General features: G+C 65.8%; 17 protein-coding genes. 12 read left to right on the forward strand and 5 right to left on the reverse strand.

Annotated features, from left to right (window positions below):
• Positions 1-33: 33 nt before the first annotated feature.
• On the reverse strand, positions 34-555 hold the full coding sequence (locus QF036_RS20595; protein ID WP_307104859.1) for a DUF2243 domain-containing protein: 522 nt from the start codon (positions 553-555) through the stop codon (positions 34-36).
• A gap of 3 nt (positions 556-558) precedes the next feature.
• Here QF036_RS20595 and QF036_RS20600 point away from each other — a divergent pair, with 3 nt between their 5' ends.
• The 5 genes from QF036_RS20600 to QF036_RS20620 all read left to right on the forward strand — a co-directional run bounded on the left by QF036_RS20600 (position 559) and on the right by QF036_RS20620 (position 3,663).
• The gene (locus QF036_RS20600) at positions 559-795 is read left to right on the forward strand and encodes a M20/M25/M40 family metallo-hydrolase (protein WP_307104860.1); all 237 of its coding nucleotides are present in this window, start codon (positions 559-561) and stop codon (positions 793-795) included.
• Positions 796-1,055: 260 nt separating this feature from the next.
• Positions 1,056-1,772: a peptidase dimerization domain-containing protein gene (locus tag QF036_RS20605; RefSeq protein WP_373460309.1), complete on the forward strand. Its 717-nt coding sequence runs from the start codon at positions 1,056-1,058 to the stop codon at positions 1,770-1,772.
• 103 nt (positions 1,773-1,875) lie between these two features.
• Positions 1,876-2,484 (forward strand): Rho termination factor N-terminal domain-containing protein, encoded by a 609-nt coding sequence (locus QF036_RS20610; RefSeq protein WP_307104861.1) that lies wholly within the window; start codon positions 1,876-1,878, stop codon positions 2,482-2,484.
• Positions 2,471-2,896: a hypothetical protein gene (locus QF036_RS20615; protein WP_307104863.1), complete on the forward strand. Its 426-nt coding sequence runs from the start codon at positions 2,471-2,473 to the stop codon at positions 2,894-2,896. The genes QF036_RS20610 and QF036_RS20615 overlap by 14 nt, the downstream gene beginning before the upstream one ends.
• 92 nt (positions 2,897-2,988) lie before the next feature.
• The gene (locus tag QF036_RS20620; protein WP_307104865.1) at positions 2,989-3,663 is read left to right on the forward strand and encodes a DUF6766 family protein; all 675 of its coding nucleotides are present in this window, start codon (positions 2,989-2,991) and stop codon (positions 3,661-3,663) included.
• 52 nt (positions 3,664-3,715) lie between these two features.
• Here the strand turns inward: QF036_RS20620 and QF036_RS20625 are convergent, their stop codons facing one another.
• Both QF036_RS20625 and QF036_RS20630 read right to left on the reverse strand, forming a co-directional pair.
• Positions 3,716-4,003, reverse strand: coding sequence for a DUF6221 family protein (locus QF036_RS20625; RefSeq protein WP_307104867.1), 288 nt, complete (start codon positions 4,001-4,003; stop codon positions 3,716-3,718).
• A 74-nt stretch (positions 4,004-4,077) separates the two neighbouring features.
• Positions 4,078-4,641 carry a universal stress protein gene (locus QF036_RS20630; RefSeq protein WP_307104868.1) on the reverse strand — a complete coding sequence of 188 codons (564 nt, stop codon included), beginning with the start codon at positions 4,639-4,641 and terminating at the stop codon, positions 4,078-4,080.
• A 94-nt stretch (positions 4,642-4,735) separates the two neighbouring features.
• On the opposite strand from QF036_RS20630, the gene QF036_RS20635 reads away from it, so the two are divergent.
• A complete protein-coding gene (locus QF036_RS20635; protein ID WP_307104870.1) occupies positions 4,736-5,206 on the forward strand; it encodes a hypothetical protein in 471 nt (156 codons plus the stop codon).
• Here the strand turns inward: QF036_RS20635 and QF036_RS20640 are convergent.
• On the reverse strand, positions 5,143-6,081 hold the full coding sequence (locus QF036_RS20640; protein WP_307104872.1) for an alkaline phosphatase family protein: 939 nt from the start codon (positions 6,079-6,081) through the stop codon (positions 5,143-5,145). The genes QF036_RS20635 and QF036_RS20640 overlap by 64 nt on opposite strands.
• Positions 6,082-6,465: 384 nt before the next feature.
• On the opposite strand from QF036_RS20640, the gene QF036_RS20645 reads away from it, so the two are divergent.
• From QF036_RS20645 to QF036_RS20665, 5 genes are all read left to right on the forward strand, one after another.
• On the forward strand, positions 6,466-7,089 hold the full coding sequence (locus QF036_RS20645) for an arsenate reductase/protein-tyrosine-phosphatase family protein (protein WP_307104874.1): 624 nt from the start codon (positions 6,466-6,468) through the stop codon (positions 7,087-7,089).
• 53 nt (positions 7,090-7,142) lie between these two features.
• A complete protein-coding gene (locus tag QF036_RS20650) occupies positions 7,143-8,240 on the forward strand; it encodes an LCP family protein (RefSeq protein ID WP_307104876.1) in 1,098 nt (365 codons plus the stop codon).
• A gap of 50 nt (positions 8,241-8,290) precedes the next feature.
• Complete coding sequence (locus QF036_RS20655; protein ID WP_307104878.1) at positions 8,291-8,455, forward strand: hypothetical protein; 165 nt, start codon at positions 8,291-8,293, stop codon at positions 8,453-8,455.
• A 559-nt stretch (positions 8,456-9,014) separates the two neighbouring features.
• Positions 9,015-9,773 carry a histidine phosphatase family protein gene (locus QF036_RS20660; RefSeq protein WP_307106026.1) on the forward strand — a complete coding sequence of 253 codons (759 nt, stop codon included), beginning with the start codon at positions 9,015-9,017 and terminating at the stop codon, positions 9,771-9,773.
• Positions 9,757-10,755 carry an ADP-dependent NAD(P)H-hydrate dehydratase gene (locus tag QF036_RS20665; protein WP_307104882.1) on the forward strand — a complete coding sequence of 333 codons (999 nt, stop codon included), beginning with the start codon at positions 9,757-9,759 and terminating at the stop codon, positions 10,753-10,755. Before QF036_RS20660 ends, QF036_RS20665 begins: the two co-directional genes overlap by 17 nt.
• A gap of 88 nt (positions 10,756-10,843) precedes the next feature.
• On the opposite strand, the gene QF036_RS20670 is transcribed toward QF036_RS20665, so the two are convergent.
• Complete coding sequence (locus QF036_RS20670) at positions 10,844-12,262, reverse strand: ABC transporter substrate-binding protein (RefSeq protein WP_307104884.1); 1,419 nt, start codon at positions 12,260-12,262, stop codon at positions 10,844-10,846.
• 608 nt (positions 12,263-12,870) lie between these two features.
• On the opposite strand from QF036_RS20670, the gene QF036_RS20675 reads away from it, so the two are divergent.
• On the forward strand, positions 12,871-13,293 hold the full coding sequence (locus tag QF036_RS20675; protein WP_307104885.1) for a hypothetical protein: 423 nt from the start codon (positions 12,871-12,873) through the stop codon (positions 13,291-13,293).
• Positions 13,294-13,362 lie beyond the last annotated feature (69 nt).

The following is a 13,362-nucleotide window of genomic DNA, read 5'->3' on the forward strand; positions in this document are numbered from 1 at the left end:
ATCCAGAGCCAGCACCGGATTTCTCCCGCCGGACTACTGTTCTGCGACCGTCTGCCGCTGTAGGGCGGCCACGCCCCGCCCGTGGAGCAGCCAGCCGGCAGCGATGAGGAGCAGGCTGAGGGCCAGGAATCCCAGGTCCCAGACGACTGGACCTCCCAGATCGTCACGGACGTGATGGATCTGGAGGAGCTGATGATCCACGAGGCCTTCCACCACGTTGAAGATCCCCCAGCCGGCCAGGACCAGGCCGAAATGAAAGCTCCAATTAGGTGCCAGCCGCCCCTGACGCCAGGCCCTGATGGTCACCACCGACGCCGCGAGGACCAGCAGCCACATGAGGAGGTGAAAGAACCCGTCCACGAGGGTGTTCACTTCCAGCCCCGCGACGGTGTCCACGGGGTGATCGTGCGTGTTGCTCACCATATGGTGCCACTGCAGGATCTGGTGCAGGACGATTCCGTCCACAAAGCCGCCGAGACCCAGGCCATAGAGAATCCCCGCGGCTTTCGACGGGGGAACCCCTGCCGCTCCCGTCATCTGTCCCTGACTGGCCATGGGGTGAACGCTACCGCTGTCCCCCGCCGGCCGCATCCCCGGGCCGAATGGGCTGCCGCCCCTGGCTCGCCTACTGTGCTCATCTACAGCCACCATGACGTCCGCGCCGTCAAGGAGGAAAACTGGGACCAGACCTCGCCATTCGATCCGGTCCTGCAGGACGGCAGGCTTTACGGCCGGGGAAGCTCGGACGGCAAAGGCCAGGTGATGGCCCACATTGGGGGATCCCTGCACACCTGAACGCTACGGGACGCAGCCCCCGGCGGTGAACCTCAAGTTTCTCGTCGAAGGGGAGGAAGAGGCCGGCTCCCCCGGCTTGCCGGACCTGCTCGAGGCCAACCGGTCGCGCCTGGACGCCGAGGCGGTGATCTTTTCCGACACGCTGCTGTGGCGGCGCGCCGATCATCCGGCGTTGTGCACCAGCATCCGCGGCATGCTCGGCGCAAGCATCGAGGTCTACGGTCCGTTCACCGACATCCACAGCGGCGCAGTGTCCGGCACTGCCCCCCAACCCCGCCCTCGAACTCAGCAGGCTGCTCGCGCGGCTGCACGACCAGCAGGGCAGAATCACCTTTCCCGGCTTCTACGACAACGTCGAAGAAATCTCCCCTCGCCGCCGGGCCGAACTGGCGGCTCTTCCCTTCGATCCCGAAGACTGGTTGGAACGCTCGCATACGCGCAGCATCGGCGGCGAGGAGGGCTACACCGTCCTCGAACGGCTCTGGGAGCGTCCGGCGCTTGAGGTGATTGCCCTGGCTGCCGGGGACCCTGTGGGGGTGAAACGTGCAGCCGTCCCCTCGATGGCGTCGGCCGAACTCAGCATCCGCACAGTTGCCGGCCAAAAGGTCAACGAGGTGGCTGAGCAGGTGCGGCGCTGGGTGGAGGCAACCATCAGCGAGGACTACGGCTATGCACTGTCCCTGGACACCGAAACAGCGCAGGAGTTTTACCGCACGCCGGAGGGCCCGTTCCTGAATGCCCTCTCAGCAGCAAAGGAGAGAGGCTTCGGGTCACCGGAGGTCGGCCGCATGGGGAACGCCGGAGGCGGACCTGCCGATCTTCTCTCCTCTGCTTTGAATGTCCCCGTGGTTTTCTTTGGAACGGGACTCGTGGAAGACAACTGGCACGACAGTGACGAGAGCGTCCGCGTGGACATCCTGAAAGCCGGGGCCGCCACATTGGCCTTCCTGTGGGAAGAACCGGGACGGCGCGGATAAATGCCCTGATCAGACCCTTACGGGAACTTGACGTCACCCACCGCACGGACTACACAATAAGTAGCCTTAGTAACTGGTCCTGCCCCTGCGAGGAGGAAATGCCATGAGTGATGAGCCGGGTAACCAGACGCCGGACACCCCCAATGTCAGCGAGACCGAGCTGCGGGAAATGAAGGTGGATGAGCTCCGCCAGGAGGCGAAGGACGAAAACATCAGCGGAACCTCCGGCATGCGCAAGGAGGAACTGGTGAAGGAAGTTGCCAACGCCCGTTCCCAAGGCGCAGGCAACAGCGACGGCGGCGCCGACTCCGACCCCGACGACCTGGGCGCCGGACCGGAAGGCGGCAAGATCCGGCACGGGGACGCCTCATCCAGCTCGCTGAAGTATTCGCAGGAGGTCACCTCCATCGAGGATGAACCCGAACGGGAAGGCCGCAGCCTCGCCACAACCCACCACGAGGTCATCAGGCAGTGGGCCGAAGAGCGCGGCGGAGTTCCGGCCACGGTTGAAGGTACGGAACACGGTGATCATCTGGGCGTGCTGCGCATAGATTTTGGCGGCGATGACAGCAACCTGCGTCATGTGAGCTGGGAGGAATGGTTCAAGACTTTTGACGGGCGCCATCTCAATTTCATCTATCAGGAACAGCGCACTGACGGAACGCAGTCCAACTTCTTCCGCCTAGAAAACCCGGAACGTGAAGACGCCTAGGGCCGGCAGGGGCCTGCGGTTTGGGCTCCTCGCCGTGCTCGCGCTCTCGGGAGCCGTACTCTCGGGATGCGCTCCTGAGGGAACGGAAGCCGGGGAAGCGGCTGAAGCGTTCCACCGGGACGTGGCCAGCTCTGACATGACGGCGGCGTGCTCGCTGCTCCAGTCCAAAACGCGGGAGGAGACGGCCCGCTCCAGCGATGCCGGCACCTGCGAGAGCCAACTGGAAAAGGCCAAAATCCCGGAACCGGGAAAACTGCTGAGCACCGAGCAGTTCGGCCGTGACGCCTTTGTGGAGTTCGAGCACGACGCCGTCTTCCTGGCCGCCTCCGACGCGGGCTGGAAAATAACGGGCGTGGGCTGCACCCCTAATGGGGAAGAAGCGCCGTACACCTGCGAAGTAGGAGGCAAATAGAATGCGCTGGAGCTTTGCCCTGTACCTCATCCTGATCTTCGGCGGACTGGCCTACATGGCCGCCGTCGGGCTTGTTCGGGGATAGGCGGGCCGTGAAAAAAGCACTCAGAAACAACGGCCTCAGCCTCTTCTTCGGCCTGATCTTCCTCCTGGCCCTGCTGGGCCAGGGCCTTACCGGCCACGCGCTTTTCAACGAGGAGCAACTGGCCTCCGGACTGGAGGAAATCAGCCTGGCACAGTACCTGACGTCGTCGAACTTCGCCGTCGACGTCTCGGAAAACTGGCAGTCCGAGTACCTGCAGTTCCTGCTGTACATCTACGCGACCATCTGGCTGCTCCAAAAGGGATCACCCGAATCCAAGGAGCTAGACCAGCCAGGCATCGAATCCGATGAGGAACAGCTGGTGGGTGAGCACAGCAACGCCAAGTCCCCGAAGTGGGCCCGGGCTACCGGCTGGCGCCAGACCTTGTACTCAAACTCGCTCGGCATGACGATGGGGCTGATTTTCATCCTGTCCTGGCTGGTGCAGTCAATCGCCGGGAACAGCAACTACAACCAGGAACAGATCCAGAACTTCCAGCAACCCGTCAGCTGGCCGGAGTACATCGTTTCGCCTGAGTTCTGGAACCGCACCCTGCAGAACTGGCAGTCCGAATTCCTGGCCGTCGGTTCCATGGTTGTCCTGTCGATCTACCTCCGCCAGCGCGGCTCACCGGAGTCCAAGCCCGTGGGCTCGGCGCACGACGACACGGGCACCACGGGCTAGCGCGGGGCGGCGGAGCTGCCGGCCCACAGGTGCCGGGACCCGCCGTCGAGTGTCACAGCCCGTCGACAGCCCAGCCTTCCTGGTAATCCGGATGGTCCTTGTAGACGGCGGCGAGGGACATCAGTACGTACTCGCTCGTGGCGCCGATGGCGGTGGCGACATCGGTGACCAGCGGCACGTTGCCCAGGATCTTCCGTTTGGCCGCGCATTCTGAAAGCACCCGTCCGGGATTGAACCAGCCGACGACGGGTCCCGCCGCTCCTTCCATTTCCAGTCCCTTCCGGGCATCCGCCTCGTCCTCGTCGATCCGCGCTTCCAGAAAATCGATCAGGTCGGCCATATGAAGTCCCTCGCATTCATCTTGTGTGGGTGGATGGTGTCCGTGGTCTGGACGTCAGTCGCATCGGAACGGTCTCAGGCGTTCTCCTTCGGGCGGTGCCGTCTCTGCGGGGCGAGCGGAACAACAACCACCGGCCGGGCCTGCCGGTGCGTGAGATGGACGGCCACCGAGCCGAGGAGCAGCTGTTCCAGCCGGGCGCCCACCCTGCCTTCACGCGTGCCCACCACAATGACCGAGGCATCTGCCGAATCGGCCAGCCGGGCCAGCGCCCGCGCGGGTTCCCCGACAAGGGTCAGAAGCGACCATCGGATCCCGGCCTTGCCGAGAACAGCCTGCAGGTGCTCTCTGAGATGGGCGCTGGTTTGCTCGACGTCGTCAACGGTTCCGTCCTGCCCCGTCGACTGGAGCAGGTCCTGGTCGTCCCGCTCGTTGCTGAGGTACGAGGTGATGTCCACATAGGCACAGATCAGCTTGACGTTCAGGGAGTAGGCCAGCCGGGCGGCGCTATGCACTACGGCGGGCGGCTGCCCGGGCACGACGCCGGCCACCACCGGGCCGGCAATCCGTTGCGGGACGAATTCGTCCTCCCGGTCCGGGAGCCCGGCCTTCTTCGCTGGCTCATTCATGAGTGCTGCCATTCCACGCTGTCCTTACGGCAGATCGGGGTGACTCTCATTTCCAGCCTACTAGGACGCACTGGCACCGGCGGGCAACCTGATGGAGGATGGGCGCATGGCGGAACGTGGAGGTCGCTCGCAGTTTGCTGTTGCCGGCTGGCTCTTCGGGTCCGTCAGTGTCGTCCTGGGCCTGGTCATCCACGCTGTGTCCGGGCATCCCGTGCCTGCGGTGCCCATCGTCGTCGCCACCGCCGCGCTGCTGAGCCTGGCCGGCGCGGTCGTCACCCGGATCGGTGTTCCGAACTGGGCGTTGCTGGTGCTGGCCGGGGCGGGACAGCAGACCATTCACTGGGCTTTCGCGCTCTTCTCCAATCCGTTGGCCACCACCCTCGACGGTCACGGACATGCGGCCGCCGTACAGTTCACCGGCCCCGGTCTGCTGCTGGCCGGCGTGCCAACCCAGCCGCTGCACGTGCTGCTGTACGCGCACGTTGCCGCGGCGCTGCTGACGTCCCTGCTGGTTCAGCGGCTGAAAACATCGGAGCCGAAGCGGTTCAACCCGGGGGCGGCGGCGTACGCGAGGTAGGGCAGGCCGAACGCGTCCTCGATGCTGGCCAGCAGGCTGTAGTGGTTGTATAGACGGTCTGAGGTGGTGCCTGCCCTGGCCAGCGGTGACAGCACCAGCGTCCCGATCAGTCCGCCCGCCGCTCCCCCGGGCAGTGCGGCATCCGCGCCTTCCTTTCCCTCCGCCTCGTCGAAGGTGATGACCAGCATCCCGTCCTGCTTGTACGCCGGGGACGCCAGAATCTCCGGAACATGCTTGCGGAGCCATACATCGGCCGAGACCAGGCCACCTTCCCGCCCGTCGACGCACGGGCTGTCGTGCCCGTCGTTGCACAGGTTCGGGCTGATATAGGACAGGTTCGGTGTGGTTGCCACGGTTTCGAGGTCGGCGGCGAGGTTGGAGAAGTCGACGTCGTTGGCCTGGCACTCGGGCGACGACGTGATCCCGGCGAAGTACACGAAGGGGTTGTGCCGGGTGGCGTACTGGTCGCCCTCCTGCGCTGCATGGTTCGAATCCCGAGTGCCAGGCTCCGGATGAAGGCACGGGGCGCCCATGTCCTCCATGTACCCCTTCCAAGTCTTCCCGGCCGCGCTCAGCTGGCCCGCAACCGTCTGTACAGATTCCGGGTACACGCAGCCGCTGCCCCGCGCCTGGCCTGGCGTCGTTGTGCCGCTTTCGTTGAACGCCTCGTAGACGGGGCAGTCGCCTTCGGTGGCGGGGTTTGGCCCCTGCCCCGAGATCTGGGCGATGTAGTTGGGAAGGGAGGCATGCCCGATTGCGTAGTACCGGCTCAGCAGCACGCCCTGCGGACGCAGGGTCCGGGTCAGGTACTCTGCGTCCGACTGGTCGTTCCAGACGTCCCGGAAGGACTTGTTCTCCAGGTTGATCACGAACACGTGTCCCGGCTTTTCCGCCGCTGTGGGCGAGGGCGACGGCGACGCTCCGGTTCCGCAGGCAGCAAGCCCCGTGAGGACCACAACCAGCGCAGCCGGGAGAAGCCCCCGGCCAGCCGGCCGGCGACGGTGCCACCCGTGCCGGTCCCACCTGTGCCGGTCCCACCTGTGAATCGGAGCAGCTCCCATTGGATCCTGCCTTCTGCCGCAACGACGTTTCGCGGTCCCCACTCCATGCTGGCACCAACAGCCCGGCAGCAGCATGAAGGAAAGCTGGGAGTTGTTTGGGAGGCGCACCATGCTCATCCGGAAAGCAGGGCGGCTCACATGTTAAGTTGAATCGGTGGGACAGACCTGTCCTGCACACCAGCCTGAGAGAGCCAATACGTGGAATCGCCTTCCCCAGTCCGAATCCTGACCGTCTGCACGGGCAACATCTGCCGTTCCCCTGTGGCGGAACGACTGCTCCAGGCTGGCCTCGACCAGGTGCTTCCCGGTGGCTTTGAGGTGCGCAGCGCCGGAACCCGTGCCTTGGTGGGCGATCCCGTCCAGCCGCTCTCCGCGGACATCATCCGCACCTTCGGCGGCACCGCGGAGGGCTTCGCGGCGCGCCAGCTGTCGGCCAAGATTTTGCGGAACGTGGACCTGGTCCTCACCATGACGTCCGGACACCGGGGCGAGGTGCTCCAGCTGGATGCCTCCCTGCTGAAGCGCACCTTCACCATCCGCGAGTTCGCCAGGATGCTCGATGTTCTGGAGGAGCGTGAAGGGCAGGCCCCTCAGCGCGTCGGCCCCAACGGTGAACGGCTCGCCGCCAACACGAAGCTCTGGCGCAAGCTTCCCGCCCGGGCCGCGTCGGTCCGGCACCTCGCGCTGGCCCCCGACGCCGCGGACAACGACGTCGTTGACCCCTACCGCCGCAGCGCCGATTACTACCGACAGATGGAAGACGAACTGGCCCCGGCGATCATCTCGGTCCTTCGTTTCGCCCGGCTGAACGCCCCCTCCTAAACCGGCCGGCCGCCGTCGTTCTCACGGGCGGCTTTTGGTGGTACGGTCCGATCATGAAATCCCGGAACAGTCCGGGAGCCGGGGGCAACGGCGACCCCGCTCCAGGCGCCAATGGCGGCGCCAAACCCAAGCGGCCCATACGCAACGCAGTCCTGGTAGGGCTGCTCGGGATTGCCCTGGTGGCCGGCGGCTTCCTGTTTAACCTGGCGCAGATCTGGAATACCCAGACTGCCAAGACGGAGATCAGCGCGGCCCCCGAGAGCCCCACGCAGACCGCAACCACTAAGCCCTCGCCCACCAAGAAGCCGGCGCCCAAACCGGTGAAGCCGCCACCGCCGCCCCCGCTGCCCATGAACATCCTGCTGATCGGCAGCGACCACCGCAAGGGCGACGCTCCGGCGCCGAATGGCCTGCCAAACCAGCGCGCGGACGTCCTCATGCTGGTGCATCTGGCGGCCGACGGGAAGCACGCCTACGGCATCTCGCTCATGCGCGACCTCTGGGTTCAGATCCCCGGGTACGGCGAAGCCAAGATCAACTCCTCGCTTGAGCAGGGCGGCATGCCGCTTGCCGTGAAGACCGTGGAGTCCCTGTTCGGGCAGAAAATCCAGCACGCCGTCATGATCGACTTCGAGGGTTTCAGGGGCATCACCGAGGCGCTCGGCGGCGTGGACGTCAACAATCCGGAGGCGTTCACGTCCACCCATGACACCCAGCAGCATTTTCCCGCCGGTGTGAACCGGCTTAAGGGCCAGCGCGCCCTCGAGTTCGTCCGCGAGCGCTACGCGTTTGTTGACGGCGACTACCGCCGGGTCGCGAACCAGCAGCTGTTCCTGCGCTCCACCCTGGCCAAGCTGCTCTCCGCCCGCACCCTGACCAACCCGGTGACGCTGTACAAGCTGGTCAACACGGCGTCGAAGTCCATCACCGTGGATAAGGGGCTGAACGCGACCGCGCTGGCCAGCCTCGTGTACAGCCTGCGGAATGTCCGGATGCAGGACGCAGTGTTCTTCACGCTGCCGACGGCGGGATTTGGGACCAGCACCGATGGACAGTCAATTATCCTGCCGGACTACGGCGCCGCCGCCGCTGTGGGCGCGGCTCTGGGGAAGGACCGGCTGGGGCAGTACGCCGCGACGCTGGGGAAGTGACCTGTTTCGTAAGTGACAAGCGTGATGACTGAAAGCGTGAGGGGTACCCAGTGAAACAGCTGATCTGGATCATCGCAGTTGTTGCAGTGCTGTTTTTCATCATGGGCGCAACCATCAGGGCGGTGGCCTTCCTGCTGTGGGTGGCGCCCGTCCTCCTGCTGGCAGCGGTGCTGGTGTTCTTCCTCAACCGCTCGGGCGGCAAACGCATCCCCTGACGCTTCCTCACATCCCGCAGGTTCTGGGCCAACGCTTCCTCACATCCCGTCGCCTCCAGCCGGACGCTTCCTCACATCCCGCAGATTCTGGCCCAACGCTTCCTCACACCCCGCCGCCTCCAGCCAAACGCTTCCTCACATCCCGCAGATTCTGGCCCAACGCTTCCTCACACCCCGCCGCCTCCAGCCAAACGCTTCCTCACATCCCGCAGATTCTGGCCCAACGCTTCCTCACATCCCGTCGCCTCCAGCCGGACGCTTCCTCGCATCCTGCAGCTTCTGGGCCAACGCTTCCTCACAGGTGCCAAAACAGCAGGTTTCCTTTTTGGCTGGAGGAATTGAGGAAGCGTCCGAAGCAAGGCGACGAAACCTGAGGAAGTGTCCCAAAGAAGGCGACGGGATTTGAGGGAGCGTGTGGAGTTCCGCGGCGGGTGGTTACTCTGCTGACATTGCGGGTACGGCACTAGTAACGTGGAAAATTCGCAGGCCTAGGCTGAACGGGAGTGCAATCGTGGGACAGAACGGAACCTCCGCTGAGGGAACGCATAAGGATGCCCCGGTGCCGGCTGCGTGGGCAGCCGGCGCCGTGGAACTCATCCTGATCCGGCACGGCGAGAGCCAGGGCAACGTGGCCGCCACCGATGCCACGGTTTCCGGTGCCGAGGTGATCGCGGTCCCGGCCCGTGATGCCGACGTCGAGCTTTCCTCCACAGGGCGGGAGCAGGTGACGGCACTGGGCCGCGCGCTGTCGGCCGTTCCCGAGGACCGGCGGCCCGACGTCGTCATCTCCTCCCCGTACATGCGCGCGTACCAGACGGCAGAGATCGCCGTCGAGACGGCGGGCTGGCCCGTCCCCGTCCGCTCGGACGAGCGTCTCCGCGACCGTGAGCTGGGCATCCTGGACATGCTGACCGCCTTTGGCGTGGAAACCCGGCTTCCGCAGGAGGCAGAACGACGGCGGTGGCTGGGCAAGTTCTATTACCGTCCGCCGGGCGGGGAATCGTGGGCGGACGTGGCGCTGCGGCTACGTTCCGTGATCGGGGAACTGAACGCGCTGGGCAGTGGCCACCGGGTAATGCTGGTGTGCCACGACGCCGTCGTCATGCTGTTCCGCTACATCCTTGAGGGCATGTCCGAACGGGAGCTCCTGGACGTCGCGGCCAGCACTCCGGTCCTGAACGCCTCGCTGACCCGCTATGTCCGGCCGGAGGGCGTGGGTCCGTGGACGCTGGAGAGCTTCAACGTGGCCGACCACCTTATGGAGCAGGGCGTCGAAGTGACCGAACACGCCGGGGACGCCAATGTCCACCCGCGCTGAGCCCGCCAACACTGCAGCCAAAGACTCCGCCAACACTGCCGCCACCCTGATCACGCCGACGCTCCTGCGCAGCTGGCCGCTGCCCTCCGCGGGGTCCGACAAGTACTCCCGCGGCGCGGTGCTGGTCGTCGGCGGCGGCCGGCGCACTCCGGGTGCCGCATTGCTCGCAGGTACGGCCGCACTTCGTGCCGGAGCTGGCCGGGTGACCCTGGCTGTGGCGGAGTCGGTGGCCGTCCAGCTGGCCGTGTCGCTGCCGGAGGCGGGAGTGATCGGCCTGCCGCAATCGGCAGGTGGTTCCGTGGGCGATGCCGGGCTCGAAAACCTGCTCGGGGACTTCGATGCTGCAGACGCCGTGCTGATCGGCCCCGGGCTGGACGACATCGGGCAGACCGAGGCGCTGCTCCGCGGGCTGCTGCGGCATGACTCCGCCAAGGATCCCGATCAGAATGCTGGTCCGACGGTGGTGCTCGATGCCTACGCCCTGGGTGCCCTCCCCCAGCTGGCTGAAGAGCTGGGCCCTTGGGCGGGCCGGCTGATTCTCACGCCGAACCCCGCCGAGGCCGCGATCTTGCTGGGCCGGGACACCGGGGACTTGGCGGCCGATGTCGTCGAACTCGCCGGGAAGTACCGCGCGGTGGTGAGCTGCCAAGGCATGATTGCCGGGCCACCCGCCGTCGGCTCTCCCGACGGCGGTTCTCCCGACGGCAGCTCATCCGCCGATGATTTCCCGGTGACCGGAGACCACTGGGAAATCACCACCGGCTACGGCGGGCTGGGGACTTCCGGCAGCGGCGACATTCTTGCCGGCGCCATCGCCGGGCTTCGGGCCCGCGGCACGAGCGACGCCCAGGCCGCCTGCTGGGGCACTCACCTGCACGCCGCGGCCGGCGACAGGCTCGCCAGCCGAGTGGGCAGCCTAGGCTACCTGGCGCGGGAACTGGCCGACGAACTGCCGCCCCTCATGATGGAACTGGGCACGTAAGCGAGGCTGGCTGGATCCGGTCTCGGGTTTCGACACGCTCAACCAGCGGCGGCAGGCTCAACCAGCGACGACACGCTGAACCAGCGGCTCACTTCAGCGACTTCAGGATGGACCGGAGCGACGCGGCGGCCTTCGTGGCTGCGGCCTGCGGCTGGGCCCGGCCCGCTGCAACGTCGCTGACGGCCTTGGCGATGGGCAACTCGGCCATCGCAGCGCCGGCCAGGTCGCCGTGGCCCTGGACAATGCCCCAGTGCTTCAGGTCGTTGGACCCCTGCAGCAGGGTGGAGAGAACGTCCTTGGCATAAACGCTGCCGAAGCGCTCCGACCTGCCGGCCGCCACGGGGATGGACATCCAGGCATCCGCATACTCGGCCGGGTTTGCGGTGCTGCCCGAACGCACAGGAACACCCTCCTCCGGGGCAATCGCGAGCCAGTCAACATAGCCGTCGGTCAGGAAGTACTCCACGAAGCGGCGGGCGGGTTCGGCGTCGGAATCAGCCGTCACCGTCCAGGAGAACACTTCTCCGAAGTGCGCCGGCTGTTGCCCGTCCGGCCCCTGGAGGCCGGCCACCACTCCGGTGTTCCGTGCCAGGAAGAGCGGGTCCTTGGCGCATTCGGGGCAGCTCGGCCGCGCGTCGGTCCGCGTGCCGGCCAGCTCATCTAACATGTTCGTCGGCCAGACGGCCATGGCGGCCTTGCCGGCGAAGTAGGCGGACCGCACCGTTTCAATGTCTTGTATGCCGGGCACGGAATAGTTCTTGAGCAGGTCGCGGTAGAACCCGAGCGCCGCCACGCACTGGGGGCTGTCGAACGTAATGCCGGCCTTGGCATCCACCATCTCGCAGCCGTTTCCCAGCGCAATGTTCTCAAACGACTGCTGGGTGAAGGCCTGGCCAGTCTTGTTGGCCGCGACAATGCCCGCCAGCTCCGGGGAATCCAGCTTCCTGGCCGCGGCAACGATGTCCGCGTACGTCCGGGGCGCCCTCAAACCTGCCTGGGCGAAGAGGTCCTTGCGGTAGTAGATCAGCTGATGCCAAGCGGAACCCGGAACGGCCAGCTGCTGGCCATTGTCACGCGTCAGTTCCAGCGCCCGTGCGGCCCACGTTTGCTCTCCGAGGCTTTGCACAATGGCTGCGTTGGTCTTGTAGTCGATGTGGCCGGCGGCTGCCATGGTCCGGACCTGCCCCAGCGACAGCGAAGCCATCACGTCCGGAAGGTCACCGGAGGCGGCCGATGACGTCAAGACTTGGTTGAAGCGGTGCGAAGGAACGGTCACCAGGTCAGCCTTCACTCCGGTGGCAGCGGTGAAAGCCTCGACGACGACGCGAAGCTTGGCCATGCGGTCCGGAATCGTCTCGGTAGTCCAGACGGTGATGTTGTGGTGATCGACGTCTGGGGCGGGTGCGGGTGGTTGGCCATTGCCCGGCGTGCAGGACACCAAAAGGGCCGCTGCCAAGGACACCGCCGCTAGAACGCTCGCCCTGACTTGGCCTCTGGTCCTATTCACTTGGCGCTCCTGCCACACGGTGTCCGCAGTACGGACGCACGCGGGGCGTCAAACCCCGCGTACAACTAGGAGACCTATGTGTCATAGCGTAACTAATTGGTGCCCGGCTGTCAGCAGGCCGCATTCACTGCAGGTCCGATCCGTCAGCAGGACCCGGCTTCTGCCGCGGATAAAGCCGCGGATAAACGGGCGCACATGAAGGGACGGCCTCCGCTCGTTGAGCCGGAGACCGTCCGCGAGAGGATCCCGGATGCTGCTGCCGTGCGCTATTTGGCGCGGTGGCGTGCTCCCGGGCTAACCGCCCCTTCTGGCAGCCAAATTGAAGCCCCGGGTCCTCCCGTTCACCGCCAACCACATCGGCTGGCTGTAGAAGTTTTATAGCACCGGCCCCGGCCCGCCACAAGGGCTCCGGCAGGTTTTTTTCCTCCCGGTTTCGGGCCGTCAGGGCAGGAAATCCAGCGTTTACGACGGCGGCTGGCCGGCTGTTCCGGCGGCGCCCGCGCCAGCTCGGGGTGCTATTGCCCGGCCCGGCAACCCGGGAGTATTTTAAGCGTGGGACTGAGCTCAAGCAGCAGGGCCGCCGATGCCCCCTATCCAGGAGCACGTCAATGACGACCATCTCCAACGCCCACCTTCCCGGCGAAGCGCAGCGCCCCTCCGGCGACCCCTTGTGGTGTTCCCAGTGCCAGACGGATGAATACCTGATCGTCGAATCGATCGAGGCCCTGCATCCACCTCGGGACGGCATGGTGGACGTCTCGTACACCTGCGTTGAATGCGACCAGTTCTATGCCCACCCGGCCGGAGTCCACGACGTGGCAGGCGTACTGAACCGGCATGGCCAGGTGATGGGCGTGCTGCAGTTCGGCGGCGAATACTTCCACTGCGGAACGCCGATGGCCTCGGTCAGCTCGGGAACCAGCAGCATCTACGGCACAGAGCTCGGCCGGCGCCGCACCATCCACGATGTGCACCTGCCCACCAGGCTGCTGCGGTGCTCCTGCGGGTTCCAGATGGAAGTACCGGACTGAACCAGTGCCGACCTGAACGAGGTCCCCGAGGTAGGCAGGAAGCGGCGGCAGCCCGCCGTCGTACGAGCA

Source organism: Arthrobacter globiformis (assembly GCF_030817195.1).
Lineage (GTDB): Bacteria > Actinomycetota > Actinomycetes > Actinomycetales > Micrococcaceae > Arthrobacter > Arthrobacter globiformis_D.

Excerpts from the sequence above, each read along its gene's own strand:
- QF036_RS20610 (WP_307104861.1), top strand. The coding sequence starts at position 1,876 with ATGAGTGATGAGCCGGGTAACCAGACGCCGGACACCCCCAATGTCAGC.
- QF036_RS20635 (WP_307104870.1), top strand. The coding sequence starts at position 4,736 with ATGGCGGAACGTGGAGGTCGCTCGCAGTTTGCTGTTGCCGGCTGGCTC.
- QF036_RS20675 (WP_307104885.1), top strand. The coding sequence starts at position 12,871 with ATGACGACCATCTCCAACGCCCACCTTCCCGGCGAAGCGCAGCGCCCC.
- QF036_RS20595 (WP_307104859.1), bottom strand. The coding sequence starts at position 555 with ATGGCCAGTCAGGGACAGATGACGGGAGCGGCAGGGGTTCCCCCGTCG.
- QF036_RS20625 (WP_307104867.1), bottom strand. The coding sequence starts at position 4,003 with ATGGCCGACCTGATCGATTTTCTGGAAGCGCGGATCGACGAGGACGAG.
- QF036_RS20650 (WP_307104876.1), top strand. The coding sequence starts at position 7,143 with ATGAAATCCCGGAACAGTCCGGGAGCCGGGGGCAACGGCGACCCCGCT.
- QF036_RS20630 (WP_307104868.1), bottom strand. The coding sequence starts at position 4,641 with ATGGCAGCACTCATGAATGAGCCAGCGAAGAAGGCCGGGCTCCCGGAC.
- QF036_RS20665 (WP_307104882.1), top strand. The coding sequence starts at position 9,757 with ATGTCCACCCGCGCTGAGCCCGCCAACACTGCAGCCAAAGACTCCGCC.